The organism is Streptococcus nakanonensis, assembly GCF_059738785.1.
In genome coordinates this window covers 802604-816483 of record NZ_AP027139.1, presented here as the reverse complement: position 1 = coordinate 816483, position 13880 = coordinate 802604, and the positions used below count along the sequence as shown (strand labels likewise).

Below are 13880 nucleotides of genomic sequence, written 5' to 3'. Positions count from 1 at the left end.
GTCTTTCTTACAATTATTCTTTATTTCCTGAGCATATTTCTTGACTTTTTCCAAATTTTATTTGTGAAAATTCTAACTTTATGGTATTCTAATAACATGAAAATAAAATGTAAGGGCTTCAATTCATATAATTACTTGATATTACAACTTATTTTCTATAAGAGAAAGGAGTTGGTAGCTTGCCTCTTAGTTCACATTCTGAACGGCTAATGGGAACCACTATCACTATTTCATTAGTGGATGAGCGAGCTGATACCTTGCTCCAAAAATCCTTTGATTTACTCAGAGAGCTTGAATACCGCTTCAATGCCAATAGCCAAGAATCTGAGTTGATGAAAATCAATCATCAAGCTGGAATAGCTCCAGTCAAAGTTCATCCTGATCTGTTTGAACTGATTTCACTTGGATTAAAACATAGCCTAGCGCCCTCTAGTCATCTCAATATCAGCATTGGTCCCTTGATTCAAACCTGGCGTATCGGTTTTTCAGATGCCAAAGTGGCCCAGCCTCAAGAAATTGAATCAGTGCTACCTTTAATCAATTCTCATTATATCGAGTTAGATTCTTCCACTTCCACTGTGTTTTTAAAACAGAAAGGAATGAAGATTGATCTTGGTTGTTTAGCCAAGGGTTATAGTGCGGATAAGGTTGCCCAATTTCTTAGAGAAGAGGGAGTGACATCTGCCTTGATCAATCTGGGAGGGAATATCCTGACCATTGGAAAAAATCAGGCAAGAGGGAATCAACCTTGGCAAATCGGGATTCAAGACCCAGCCAATCCTAGGGGAAATCACTTAATGACTATCCCTGTTGTCAATAAATCTGTCGTGACTTCAGGCATTTATGAACGTCACCTGACAGTCGATGGAAAAGATTACCATCATATTTTTGACAGCCAAACAGGATATCCTGTTGAAACGGAACTAGCTAGTCTGACAATCATCTCTGATAAATCAGTCGATGGTGAAATCTGGACAACTCGTTTATTTGGAGAAAGACCTGCTTCTATCCTCTGGCAAGTCGAAAGTTTGGAGGGGATTGAAGCAATCCTCATCGATAAAGAAGGTCACCTAAGCTGTTCTTCAGGAATTCCTACTCTATAGAAATAGATGTTTCAATGGAGTTTTAAAATCGTATTATGTAAAAAGAGAAAGGAAATCTCATGTTAAAACTTATTGCTATTGTTGGAACAAATTCAAAACGTTCTACAAACCGTCAATTGCTTCAATACATGCAAAAACACTTTGCTGAAAAAGCTGAAATTGAACTTGTTGAAATCAAGGACATCCCTGTCTTCAATAAACCAGCCGACAAGCAAGTACCTGCTGAAATTCTAGAAATTGCTGCTAAAATTGAAGAGGCAGATGGCGTTATTATCGGTACTCCTGAGTATGACCACTCTATCCCAGCTGTTTTGATGAGCGCTCTTGCTTGGTTGTCATATGGAATTTACCCACTCTTGAACAAACCAATCATGATTACTGGTGCTTCTTATGGTACGCTTGGTTCATCACGTGCCCAATTACAACTTCGCCAAATCTTGAATGCTCCAGAAATTAAAGCAAGTGTCCTTCCAGATGAGTTCTTGCTTTCACATTCTCTTCAAGCCTTTAACCCAAGTGGAGACCTAGTGGATCTTGATGTTATTAAAAAATTGGATGCCATTTTTGACGACTTCCGTATCTTTGTAAAAATCACAGAAAAATTGCGCAATGCACAAGAATTACTTCGCAAAGATGCTGAAGACTTTGACTGGGAAAATTTGTAAGATAGGAGACCAAAAAGAATGAAATTTGTTGGACTTGTAGGATCAAACTACGATCAATCATATAACCGTAAACTCTTGGAATTTATCCGTCGTCACTTCAAACTTAAATTTGAATTAGAAGTTCTTGAAATTGACGAAGTTCCAATGTTTAACCAAGACGAAAAATGGGATGAAAGTTTCCAATTACGTTATTTGTATAACAAAATTACTCGTGCTGATGGTGTTATCATCGCTACTCCTGAACACAACCACACAATCTCAGCTTCCCTAAAATCTGTTCTTGAATGGCTTTCATACGAAGTTCACCCATTTGAAAACAAGCCAGTCATGATTGTGGGAGCATCTTACTACGACCAAGGTACTTCTCGTGCCCAAGTTCACCTTCGTAAGATTCTTGACGCTCCAGGTGTCAATGCCTATACACTTCCTGGAAATGAATTCCTTCTTGGTAAAGCTAAAGAAGCTTTTGATGTTAATGGAAATATCACAAATGAAGGAACTATTAATTTCCTTGAAACATGCTTGGACAACTTTGTAAAATATGTGGGAGTCGTTTCAAAATTGAAAAAATCAAAACCAATTGAAGCAGAAGATTTATATTGTACAAATTCAATTGCAACTACCATTCAAGGTGTTGATCCAGATGATCCTGAGTGGGTAGAAAAAGCTGCTGAACTTGTTGGAGCTGTTTCTGGAGATACTTACGTTAAATTAGACCACGGTATCTTGACAGTAAACCAAATTGACATGTTCTTGAAGGCAATGCCATTTGAATTGACATTTGCAGATGATAACAATCAATTCTTGTACTTTAATAACGCACACCAAGACCCAGATACAATGTTTGGTAAACGTGTACGTGCTCAATCAGGAAACAGATTAGGAACAGTACACGGTACATTGCCAGATTCTAGAATGAAAAATGTTGAATGGGTTGTCGGCGTATTGCGTAACGGAGATCAAGAATATGTCCGTACAATTGTGCCGGGAACACCTGAAGGTGTTATTAATACCCATAATTACCAAGCAATGTACTATCCAGACGGTTCATATGCTGGAATTAATGAGATTATCTTTAATTTCCAACCATGGCTTGACTGGTACCTCAATACAACTGGTCAACGTCTAGTTGGTGGAAATGCTGCAGCTCCTGCTGGAGGTCATGGCGGAGCAGATGCCACATCTGGAGCTTCTGATGCAGGTGATGCTGGAGGTCACGGTGGTGGCGCAGACGCTACATCTGGCGCAAGTAACTAATAATTTTAGGAACCGTTATGGTTCCTTTTTAGTGATAAAAAGACTAGCAGACACAAACTGCTAGTCTTTTGGTTATTCTTTCATCTGTCTTTGTTAAAAGAAAGAATATTATTATGAATTTGGGTCATCGAGACTACGGCCGTGTAATCCTTTTTCACGTTGTGCTTGGCGTAGTTTTTCTGGTGTAACGTCGTTTCCTTCTTCGTCCACAATTTTGATTCCCTCAATATGGTGACGAACAGTTCGACGATAACCTTCGATGTACTCCTCACGTAGTTTGGCTTGTTCCACTTTTTCTTCCGGTGTCAAGCCTTCTGCTTTTTTCTTTTTCGCAAGCTCATTGATACGAGCAATTTTTTTCGGATCCATTTCTTCTCCTTTGTGATAAGATAAAGTTTGTTTATCAAATTTTATTTAGTGTTAATTTGGTTAAAACGAGCAAGCTTGGCTGCTTTTTGAGTTAAAAGAGACAAGATAGCCAAACGATTTTGACGAACAGCCTGATCTTCGGCCATAACCATAGTATTTTCAAAGAAAGCATCAATGACTGGACTAAGCGCAAAGAGCTGTTTCAATTGCTGACTTGCAGAACCTGACAATACAAGTGTTTCTATTGCTTCCGCCAAGGCTTTTTCTTGGTCATTTTCAAAGAGTGCTGGATCAACTGTAGCAACTCCTTCTGCCTTATCAGCCAAGTTAAAGGCACGAGAAAGTGATTCAACAGATGATTTGAAGTCTTCTTCCTTGCTTGCTTCTACGAGAGCACTTGCCGCTTCCAACATATCCGCTACAACAAAGTTTGATCCTGCAAGAACGGCTTCCTTGATATCTTTTGGAGTAGAACCCATCATCTTATCAACACGGGCCTTAATAAAGTCCATAACTTCTGCTTTATTTTCATAAGTCAAACTATCGAAATTCAAAGCATAAAGGCTATCAATCAGCTCGTCTATAGCAATGTGCCAACCAAAAGCATCCAAGATACGAACAACACCTTGCGTCGCGCGACGAAGAGCATAAGGGTCATTAGAACCTGATGGAATCAAACCTACTGAGAAGAAACTCAAAATCGTATCCAATTTGTCTGCAATGGCTAGAACTGCGCCGACCTTGCTCTCTGGAAGTTCTCCTTCAGCCGATGTAGGCATGTAATGTTCACGAATAGCAGCTGCCACTGCTGGAGTTTCACCAGCAAGAAGGGCATATTTCTCACCCATAATTCCTTGGAGCTCATCAAATTCACCAACCATACCTGTCAACAAGTCAAACTTGTAAATAGCTGCTGCACGAGCAAGGTCAAGAGTTTCATCCACTGACAAACCAGCTTTTTCTGCTAAAAGTACAGCTATTTGACCCGTTCGAATCATGTGTTCACGGAGGGAACCAATCTTCTCGTGGAAGGTGACGTTGTTTAATTTTTCAACAAGGTCTGAGATCACCAATTTTTGGTCTTCACGCCAGAAGAATTCTCCGTCTTCCAAGCGGGCTACCAAGACTTTTTCATTTCCTTTGATGACATTTTCCAAATACTCTGCGTTTCCGTTACGAACAGAAATAAAGTTTGGCAAGAGTTTACCTTCTTGATCACGGACAACAAAGTAACGTTGGTGTTCCTTCATCGAAGTCACCAAGACTTCTTCTGGAACGTCAAGGTATTTGGCGTCAAAACTTCCCATAAAGGCAGTTGGGTATTCAACCAAGTTCAAGACTTCATTCAGCAAATCAGCATCAATTTCGATACGGACACCATGTTTTGCCTCAATTTCCTTGATTTGGTCAACAATCATTTGCTCACGTTCACGTGGATCTGCGATTACAAACTGCTTACGAAGGTCTTCTTCATAGCTCAATGCTGACTGAATCTTGGTTTCTTGTCCCAAGAAACGATGTCCACGGCTGACACGACCTCCCTTAATATCAAGAAAATCCAAATCAAACTCTTCTTCATCTAAAAGAACGGTTAAAGTGTGGACAGGGCGGATGTATTCAAAGCTATTACCAGCCCAGTGCATGCTGACAGGGAAAGTCAGTGACTTCAAGACATCCACAACACCTGGAATAATGGCTTCAACTGCTTGACCAATTTCTTCCTTAGTGACATAGACATATTCTTCACCCTTGATTTCACGGAATTCGATATCTTCGACAGTCAAGCCTTTTCCACGGACAAATCCTTGAGCTGCTTTGGTAAAGTTCCCTTCACTATCCAAGGCAATTTTTTTTGCTGGACCCTTGAAATCTTCTATCAAATCAGACTGTTTGTCTGCTAAACCAGTCACACGAACAGCTAAACGACGTGGTGTTGAGAAGGTCTGAATAGCTTCAAAGGACAGACGGTTTTCCTTGAGGAAGGCTGCCATTTTTTCGCCTAGTTGTTTTTCACTTGGTGTGACAACATAGGCTGGTAATTCTTCAAGACCGAGTTCTACTAATAAGTTTTTTGTCATGTTTTTTCTCCGAAAAGTATCTTTTTATTTTCCAGTTTGCCTTATGTCATTGGCACGCAAGCAACCAACTTCGTTGTTTCATTGCTAAAATTGGAACCAAAAGTCTCCAATTTTGCCTAGTATCCTCAGCTTCACTAAGGATACCTTCATCACTACGGCAACTGGCTCAGGGCTCACACTGTTCGCCCATTTTCGTAATTTGTCACTCTCTTTATTCTGCGTCTTCTGCTAGGAGTTTAGCTCGTGTTTCTTCATCCAAAAGTGGGTAGCCTAGGCGTTTGCGTTCTGCGACAAAGGTTTTGGCTACGACACGGGCCAAGTTACGGATACGAGCGATATAGCCTGCACGCTCTGTGACAGATACGGCACCACGCGCGTCAAGCAGGTTAAAGGTGTGTGAACATTTGAGAACATAGTCATAGGCAGGGTGTACCAAGCCTTCTTCCAGTGCACGACCAGCTTCTTTTTCAAACTTATCAAAGTTTTCAAGCAACATTTCTTGGTCCGAAATTTCAAATGAATATTTTGAATGCTCGAACTCAGGCTGGATGAAGATTTCTCCGTATTTTACACCATCAGCCCATTCGATATCATAGACAGAATCTACTTCCTGAATATAAGAAGCCAAACGCTCCAAACCATAGGTAACTTCTGCAGTCACAGGACCAGTTGCCAATCCACCAACTTGTTGGAAGTAAGTGAACTGAGTGATTTCCATCCCATCAAGCCAAACTTCCCAACCAAGACCAGCTGAACCAGTTGATGGGTTTTCCCAGTTATCCTCAACGAAACGAATATCGTGTTCCAAAGGATTGATTCCCAATTTTTCCAAAGATTCAAGGTAAAGTTCTTGGATATTTGATGGAGAAGGCTTCATGACCACTTGGAATTGGTGGTGTTGGTAAAGACGATTAGGGTTTTCCCCATAGCGACCGTCAGCAGGACGACGTGATGGCTCTACATAAGCCGCATTCCATGGCTCAGGTCCGATAGCACGAAGGAAAGTGTAAGGACTCATGGTTCCCGCACCTTTTTCGTTGTCATAAGCCTGCATAAGCATACAACCTTGGTCATTCCAAAATTGTTGCAAAGTAAGGATGATTTCCTGGAAAGTCAATTTTTTAGACATTGTTTACTCCTTTTTATATAAATTACTTGCGACACGAGTCTGCCTCGTCGATCATACGAGGCAAGACGAGTTAGTACTGCGTCTAGCTCAGGCACTCTAGTGCTGAGCGTGGGGTAGCCCGACTGTAAGGAGGTTTCTGCCACTGACGCAGTGGAAAGTCAATTTTTTAGACATTATTTACTCCTTTAGTTTTTATATTTCTTTTTCAATTAATTTCTGCTGAACAAACCAATCTAACAAGGGAAGAGTTTTATCTGTATTTGCCCATAGATGATAAGAATCAAAGACAGCTTGTACACTACCTAGATTTTCTACCAACTTATCTACTGTCAAAAAACTACGCCAGTATTCGTAAAAAATACTTGCATAATTTTTATCATAAGTAGAGGAACCAAAATCATTCAATGAGTGCCAACCATACTTCTTCTGAAAAAGTTCTACGAGAGATTGATTACAAATTTTTTCCGCTTGAAATTCCTCTTCTGTCAAGAAATACTTGCGACTAATATATTCAACCATCCCCTCTTCGAACCAGATATAATAGTCGTAACCATCAAAATCATCTAAAAAATACTCCGACCAATGAGCTAACTCATGTCCTACAATCTGTAAGAGGAAATTTTCAGATAAAGAATGATAGTGACTTTCTATTGCTTGAGTTTGCTGAGAACACTCGTAGTCCATCAACTGATACAAATACAACTCTTTCCAAACAGCTAAATCAGGCGTCATAACTATTCGTCTATTATTTGTATAGGCTGGAACAGCACTTTCCCTAATAATCTGTGTAGCAGCATTAAAATCTGACCAAATAACGGCTTGCGGTAAATCATAGACTGCAAGTTCATTCTTTAAAAAAGATTGATAGCCCTCCAACTTTTCAGTATTTCTTAATACAAAATCACGAAATTCATCTAGTTGGCTATCGTCTTTAACAAGATAAAGGTTATCCACGGCTCTCCTTTCTTTCATACAATAGACTGAATAAGCAAAAGAACCGCATCCGACAAGCCTAGGTTGATTTAACCTAGGGGCGTCAGAAACGCGGTTCCACCCTAATTTATTACTTCATTGTTTTTGAAAATACTACAGAAAGCGCCAGCACTTTATTTTGCTCTACTTGGCTCCCACTATCCCAAGCTCGCTTGAAGAACGCCATAAGACTTTCTTTCCTGCTGACTATTATATCAAAAATTAGAACAATGTACAATTCTTTTTATGATTTTCTAAAAATCTGTAACTTCTCAAAGTAACTTCCACTTGCCTGACCAAAGTGGAAATTAGTCTAAAACGGATTTTTATGGTGGAATTAAGTGTGAGACGTTTGAGTTAGAAACGAGGTCTACTATGACAAAACATAAACACCTTACCCTTTCAGACCGTAATGATATCCAATTAGGTTTAGAGCGCAGTGAAACCTTCAAAGCTATTGGACAATCCATTCTAAAAGACCCGACTACTGTTTCTAAAGAAGTCAAACGAAACAGACAAGTCCGAGAGTCTACATGCCATAACCTTCCTTGCCCTCTACTCGACAAAGCTCCCTTTGTCTGTAACGGCTGCCCTAAAAGAAGACAGAATTGTGGCTATAAGAAGATCTTCTACCTCGCTAAGCAAGCTCAAAAACAATACGAACAAACTCTTGGCGAAGCTCGTGAAGGAACTCCCCTCAATTCCAAGACCTTCTGGGACATGGACAAAGTCATTTCTGATGGGGTTAAAAAAGGACAACACATCTATCATATTCTCAAAACTCATAACCTTGATGTCAGCTCCTCAACTGTCTATCGACACATCCGAAAAGGGTACCTATCTATCGCTCCGATTGATCTTGCCAGAGCCGTTAAATTCAAAGAAAGACGAAAAAGTAAGCTACCTTCCATCCCTAAAGAAGCTAAAAAAGGCCGTTCCTATGAGGATTTCCAAAACTATTTAGCACTGAATCAACTAGACTCTTGGCTGGAAATGGACACAGTTATGGGGAGAATGGGAGGTAAAGTCCTACTCACCTTCAATCTATCTTTCTGTAACTTTATCTTCGCTAGACTTCTGGATAATAAAACTGCCCTTGAGGTTACCAAACATCTCTATGACATCAAGAACACTCTTCACCAAGCGGACAAAGATTTCTTCCAACTCTTCCCTGTCATTCTTACCGATAATGGTGGAGAGTTTGCCAGGGTTGATGACATCGAAATGGATGTGCGAGGAGAGAGTAAACTCTTCTTTTGTGACCCTAATCGCTCTGACCAGAAAGGGAGAATTGAGAAAAATCACACGCTGATTCGCGACATTCTACCTAAAGGAACTTCTTTTGACAATTTAACTCAAGAGGACATCAATCTCGTCTGCTCTCATGTCAACAGCGTCAAACGTGCTGCTTTGAATGGAAAGTCAGCTTATGAACTCTTTGCCTTTACTTATGGAGAAGAAATTCCTAAGCTTCTCGGTATTTCTAAAATACCTGCAGAAGACGTCTGTCAGTCTTCTAAATTACTCCAACATAAGTTCTAAAAACTAACCTAAAACCCTATTCAAACGTCTCACACTAACTTCCACCATAGCGGAACTTAATCTGAAACGCTTTCAGATAAGAGGATTTTGTGCGCTCTTTTTTTCGATTCATTTTGGCTACAAAAGCAATAAAATCAAGCATTAGTAAAACCAGTGGAACTTACCCTGACATGGATTTCCACTGGTTTTTACAATTTTTATCAGATTAACTTCCACTTCTACTAGCGGTGGAACTTAGTTTGGGAATTTACCTTTTCTAAAAATCCACATCATCAACTCGTGGAGCACCAGATTGAACAGCAATCGTTTTTAAGGTTTCTCGTTCCTCTTTACTTAATTCAATTCCAAAGCAATCAAGATTAGCCTGAATACGAGATGCTGTAACAGATTTCGGAAGTGGTAAAAATCCTTCTGCCAAGCTCCAGGCCAAGGCTATCTGAGCAACAGACTTTCCGTGATTTGTTGCTATTTCTTGCACTTCCTTGCTATCAAAAAGTTCTCCCTGACCAAAAGGGCCCCAAGCTTCCAATAAAATTCCTTTTTCTCTACAGTAAGCTACGACTTCCTCTTGATACACACCTGGTGCCAAGCGAACTTGATTGACCGCAGGAAGGATAGTTGCAGTTTCAAGCAAGGCATCCAAATGATGGGGAAGAAAATTGCTAACGCCGATAGCACGGATTTTCCCTTCTTGATAGAGGTCTTCCATCGCTCTCCAAACTTCCGCATTGCGAGTTTTCCATGCGTCATTTTCTCTAAGTGGTTTTGGGTTCGGCCAATGAATCAAATACAGATCCAAATATTCCAATCCCAGCTTCTCTAAAGACTCTTCAAAAGCCTGACGAGCTTGCTCATAGGTTTGCTGACTATTCCACAACTTCGTAGTTACGAACATTTCTTCACGTGGAACTCCGCTATCTTTGATTGCTTGACCAACACTTTCTTCATTCTGATAAATCGCTGCCGTATCAATATGACGATAACCAGCCTTCAAGGCTTCTAACACTGCACGATAGGCTTCTTCTCCATCCTTAGCCTTAAAAGTTCCAAATCCCAATACTGGAATTTCTACTCCATTATTTAATTGATAGGTATTCATATGCTTCTCCTTCTATTTTCTTTATCATTTATAGCATAATTTTTTTGCTAATTAGTACTATCTTCTGTAAAAAATAAGTCTATCACATATCTGACAGACCTATTTTTGTTGCTTATTCATCACGACTATAATACAGTTCATGAGGTTTTAGGCGAGTATTGAGCATCTCTGGTATGGTCACAAAGGTATAACCCTGATTTTTCAAATACTCAATGACCCTTGGCAAGGCATTGACTGTCGGACTGTGAATATCATGCATCAAAACGATAGAGCCGTTAGCTACTTGATGCTGAATTTCCGTCAAAATAGCCGCTTCATTTTTACTCTTCCAATCCAGACTATCCACATCCCACATGATAAAGCTCAAATCCAAGCTATTGCGAATATCATCTGTAATAGCTCCATAAGGTGGACGCATGAGTTTAGAACTCGTTCCCAAAACTTTTGTCAAAATCTCTTCGGTATCAGTAATCTGCTTTTTAGCTTCATCAAGAGAAAGTTGCGAGAGAATCGGATGGCTCCAACTATGGTTTCCAACAACATGACCTTCAGATTTTATCCTTTTCACCAAGTCCTCATTCCCAGAAACATTTTTCCCAAGCACAAAGAAAGTGGCTTTAACACCATATTTAGCTAGGGTCTCTAATGCCTGCGGAGTCGTTGCTGGATTTGGACCATCATCAAAGGTTAGAGCGACAACTTTTTGATGTTTCTTATCAAAGTAAGACTGGTACAAGGCCGCATCTTTTTCGAGTAAGTACGAAGATTGGATAACATCAAAGAAAGCAGATACTGGCAAGGCTATCTCTTCTAAATTTTCAACCACAGGACTTGGATAAAGGATAATCTGACTATCCTTGTAATCAAAATTCCATGCAGACAAGTCTTGGTCAGAGAAGCTTTTTACAGTCTGCTCACTCTGGTTTTGCTCTATTTTTTTATCCTCTATAAAGGAGGTGATTTCTTTTATCAGCTGTTCCTTAGCCTTACTAGCATCTGAAAAGAGTTGGTCAAGTGTAAAAGGTTGCCCATCTTCTGTTAAGTGAACCTTTCCTAGACTGGTCTTTTCAGTCTCTTCAACCTTAAAATCAACTAAATCATAGATTTGTTTGGTCGCATTACGATTGACGACTCCCTTTAAACCTGACTCTTCTTGCTCTGTATAGTAGAAAACAAGATTGTCCTTACTTTCTAGCTTGTCCTTAATATCTTGATTTATCAGCTCCTTAACAGACGAAATCACTTGCTCCCCTTGGAGAGGATAATAGGCAATCACTTCGGCTTGCCCCTTACGAAAATGCTCCTTCTGATTTCCCTCACTCAATTGATCATCTTTCTCTTTTTTGAGCGATTCAATCTTTTGCTCAAAACTTTTTTGCTGATACATTTTAAAAGCAATAAATCCGCCTAATAAGCAAATAGAAATTGCTAAAATACCAATCAAAGCCAATAATACATGTCTCTTTTTCCCGTGTCTGCCACGTCCCAGTCTACTTTTATTCATATTTATATCATAACAAATTTGAGCAATAATTTCAATGATACAGTTTGGCAATCCAGAATTCCTCCAGCAAGCCAAATCATCTCACATCAACTCGATCAGCCCTATCTGTAGAGATTATGTAGTTTTCTATCTATGGAATTTCTAGTGGATTGAAGCTAGAATAGACACCGTCACTTCTAAAAACATTCTGAGAAATTGATTTATTTTTCCCAATCGATTTATCCTCAAACATCCCTATACCTCTGATATTTTCTTGATAATACTATATACCCAGACACTTGTAGTTTTACCTTCAGCTAGTAATGTTGACTTTTCTTCTTCAGATAATTTTTTCCGTAAGTAGTCAATCTGCTGAGAAGTAATGTTCTCTTTCCCCATTGCCTTGACAGATTGTATCACCATTGCAGTTAAGGTTGACATATTTGAAATATCTCCATTATTTCTATGCTTAAATTCTATCCTTGCCTTACCAACATTAAAACTGGCATATCTTCCATCTGATATATAGGTCCATTTTGCTGGTACCTGCGTAGATAAACCAAGTAAATTAAGGGCTGTGTTTCCCGATGGAGCAATGGTCCAATTATATTTTCTAGCAATAGCATCCGCAACTTCATCCACAGACGCCATTGCATACTCTCCAATCAGTTCTATATATTTTGGTTTATAATAAATACCTTTCAAAATGCGAGTAATCTCTTTGTCTTTTACAAGACGATTTAATGTACTACGAACAGTTTCATATCCTGCAATATCAAAGAAATCATTTGCTATAAAAACTTGATTCGATTCAAAGTTTTCTATCCTGTTCACTATTTCCTGCTTATCGTTCATCTATCACACCTCCTTTGCACCGAATATGATGCTATTTTTGGTGCAAAAAGTCAAATGAGAGTCATTTTATCAAGAGGGAACAGACCTCTTACAATTTCTTATGTAAAATCTCTATCCATTTTTTATCCCATTTCTTATTTCAGTAATAGCTTGATTATAAAAATCATGATAATCAGCCGTATTTATTTCTTTTATAATAACGCCATATGTACACAAGAGTATTCTCACATTATCATCTAAATCTCCAACTTTCGAGTAAAAATACACCTTTGTAAATTCAAAATGTTTCTTCTTGTATGCGAGTAGCCACCACAAATCGATTTCAGCTAAATCGAAAGCAAAACCAAGGATATGCACATCATTGCTTACAAAACAATCAATCCATGAATGATGATAAAAATCATTTTTAGAATTCCATCTTCTTAATAATTCAGACGTATATCCTATCACCTGCGAAAGCAAATAGCCATAATGGTATTGTCCGAGTATAATAGAATTTTTTCTGGTTGCTATTCCATGTATATGCCATAATTTTTTCGATCACCTAATTTTATATACTGATAGATTCCTAGTTCCTTTTCCTTTTTACTGATTTCACCCTCTTTCCTATATCCATATAGATTTAAGATTTTTCCAATAGATGGATTAGTACAAATTGTTTTTTCAAACTCAAAGCTGTAATTCGTCGTCAAAATATTCTCTACTTCTAAGTTCAATAAATCCTCAAGAAACTCTTTCTTTCTTTTTGAAATCGTCATCTTATCCTTCAAAAAATCAGTTAGTTCCTCTGCGACAGTTTCTTCTTTCCCCTCATAGTTTACTGAAATCCTCATCGGAAAACTTAAAGAATCGCTTATCTCAGCATGTAATGAACGTTTCTCCGCCTCTTTTTCACCTCTAAACTTGTCGACATTAAAGAAATCATCATTTTCTGGCTCGCTTGCAAATAATCTATTGATTCCATTCCCTACTAATAAAATAGGTTTGTTTTTTCTACTTTCATGTTTCCCCATTCCATTACCCTTTCTATTTTTAAAGCGCTTACATACACTCCTAAAGAAAGATGGATAGAAAGACGCTTCTCAACTTCTTTCTATCCATTACTTCCTTCAAGAGTCCACACCAGCAATTTTCAGTTCCATTTCATGAACTATCTTACTTGTCTCGTGTTTCTTCTTTATCTTACTCTGCCATCGAAGACTTCTACTTGTACTAAAGGAGGAAGCATTCCCATCCAAAAGATGGTGTCCTGTTCCCAGAACCACTTCCCCGCTAGAAGCTGGCAACTTCCCACTACAGGTTTGCGACTAACTTTTCCTATAGTTATT

The 13880-nt window shown here is 38.9% G+C and carries 15 protein-coding genes; 6 read left to right on the top strand and 9 right to left on the bottom strand.

The genetic code is table 11. From position 1 onward, the window contains the following. The first annotated feature begins 27 nt into the window (after positions 1-27). From AC6I9F_RS04035 to AC6I9F_RS04020, 4 genes are read left to right on the top strand one after another with little or no spacing between them, the layout of a single operon-like run. The gene (locus tag AC6I9F_RS04035; RefSeq protein ID WP_498023176.1) at positions 28-210 is read left to right on the top strand and encodes a hypothetical protein; all 183 of its coding nucleotides are present in this window, start codon (positions 28-30) and stop codon (positions 208-210) included. Beyond that, positions 180-1103 (top strand): FAD:protein FMN transferase, encoded by a 924-nt coding sequence (locus AC6I9F_RS04030; protein WP_498022939.1) that lies wholly within the window; start codon positions 180-182, stop codon positions 1101-1103. The genes AC6I9F_RS04035 and AC6I9F_RS04030 overlap by 31 nt, the downstream gene beginning before the upstream one ends. Positions 1104-1162: 59 nt before the next feature. Further along, positions 1163-1768, top strand: coding sequence for an NADPH-dependent FMN reductase (locus tag AC6I9F_RS04025; RefSeq protein WP_498022937.1), 606 nt, complete (start codon positions 1163-1165; stop codon positions 1766-1768). Positions 1769-1786: 18 nt separating this feature from the next. After that, positions 1787-3025, top strand: coding sequence for an NAD(P)H-dependent oxidoreductase (locus AC6I9F_RS04020; RefSeq protein ID WP_498022935.1), 1239 nt, complete (start codon positions 1787-1789; stop codon positions 3023-3025). A gap of 111 nt (positions 3026-3136) precedes the next feature. On the opposite strand, the gene AC6I9F_RS04015 is transcribed toward AC6I9F_RS04020, so the two are convergent. From AC6I9F_RS04015 to AC6I9F_RS04000, 4 genes are all read right to left on the bottom strand, one after another. Then, the gene (locus tag AC6I9F_RS04015; RefSeq protein ID WP_000371282.1) at positions 3137-3394 is read right to left on the bottom strand and encodes a DUF896 family protein; all 258 of its coding nucleotides are present in this window, start codon (positions 3392-3394) and stop codon (positions 3137-3139) included. 41 nt (positions 3395-3435) lie between these two features. Further along, positions 3436-5472, bottom strand: a complete 2037-nt coding sequence (gene glyS / locus AC6I9F_RS04010; RefSeq protein WP_498022933.1) for a glycine--tRNA ligase subunit beta — start codon at positions 5470-5472, stop codon at positions 3436-3438. Between the two features lie 211 nt (positions 5473-5683). Continuing rightward, positions 5684-6601, bottom strand: a complete 918-nt coding sequence (gene glyQ, locus AC6I9F_RS04005; protein WP_498022931.1) for a glycine--tRNA ligase subunit alpha — start codon at positions 6599-6601, stop codon at positions 5684-5686. A 192-nt stretch (positions 6602-6793) separates the two neighbouring features. Beyond that, the gene (locus AC6I9F_RS04000) at positions 6794-7555 is read right to left on the bottom strand and encodes an elongation factor Tu (protein ID WP_498023174.1); all 762 of its coding nucleotides are present in this window, start codon (positions 7553-7555) and stop codon (positions 6794-6796) included. Between the two features lie 393 nt (positions 7556-7948). Between AC6I9F_RS04000 and AC6I9F_RS03995 the strand changes: the two genes are divergently transcribed. Beyond that, complete coding sequence (locus AC6I9F_RS03995; protein WP_000160552.1) at positions 7949-9115, top strand: IS30 family transposase; 1167 nt, start codon at positions 7949-7951, stop codon at positions 9113-9115. Between the two features lie 256 nt (positions 9116-9371). On the opposite strand, the gene AC6I9F_RS03990 is transcribed toward AC6I9F_RS03995, so the two are convergent. The 5 genes from AC6I9F_RS03990 to AC6I9F_RS03970 all read right to left on the bottom strand — a co-directional run bounded on the left by AC6I9F_RS03990 (position 9372) and on the right by AC6I9F_RS03970 (position 13565). Next, a complete protein-coding gene (locus AC6I9F_RS03990) occupies positions 9372-10214 on the bottom strand; it encodes an aldo/keto reductase (RefSeq protein ID WP_112444199.1) in 843 nt (280 codons plus the stop codon). Between the two features lie 112 nt (positions 10215-10326). Further along, a complete protein-coding gene (pgdA, locus tag AC6I9F_RS03985; protein WP_204321844.1) occupies positions 10327-11718 on the bottom strand; it encodes a peptidoglycan-N-acetylglucosamine deacetylase PgdA in 1392 nt (463 codons plus the stop codon). Between the two features lie 234 nt (positions 11719-11952). Further along, positions 11953-12552 (bottom strand): DUF6088 family protein, encoded by a 600-nt coding sequence (locus tag AC6I9F_RS03980; protein ID WP_164226732.1) that lies wholly within the window; start codon positions 12550-12552, stop codon positions 11953-11955. A 111-nt stretch (positions 12553-12663) separates the two neighbouring features. Next, positions 12664-13014 (bottom strand): hypothetical protein, encoded by a 351-nt coding sequence (locus tag AC6I9F_RS03975; protein ID WP_498022928.1) that lies wholly within the window; start codon positions 13012-13014, stop codon positions 12664-12666. Positions 13015-13061: 47 nt separating this feature from the next. Then, the gene (locus AC6I9F_RS03970; RefSeq protein WP_239499811.1) at positions 13062-13565 is read right to left on the bottom strand and encodes a hypothetical protein; all 504 of its coding nucleotides are present in this window, start codon (positions 13563-13565) and stop codon (positions 13062-13064) included. A 50-nt stretch (positions 13566-13615) separates the two neighbouring features. Here AC6I9F_RS03970 and AC6I9F_RS03965 point away from each other — a divergent pair, with 50 nt between their 5' ends. Then, positions 13616-13768, top strand: coding sequence for a hypothetical protein (locus AC6I9F_RS03965; protein ID WP_483675279.1), 153 nt, complete (start codon positions 13616-13618; stop codon positions 13766-13768). Positions 13769-13880: the final 112 nt, after the last annotated feature.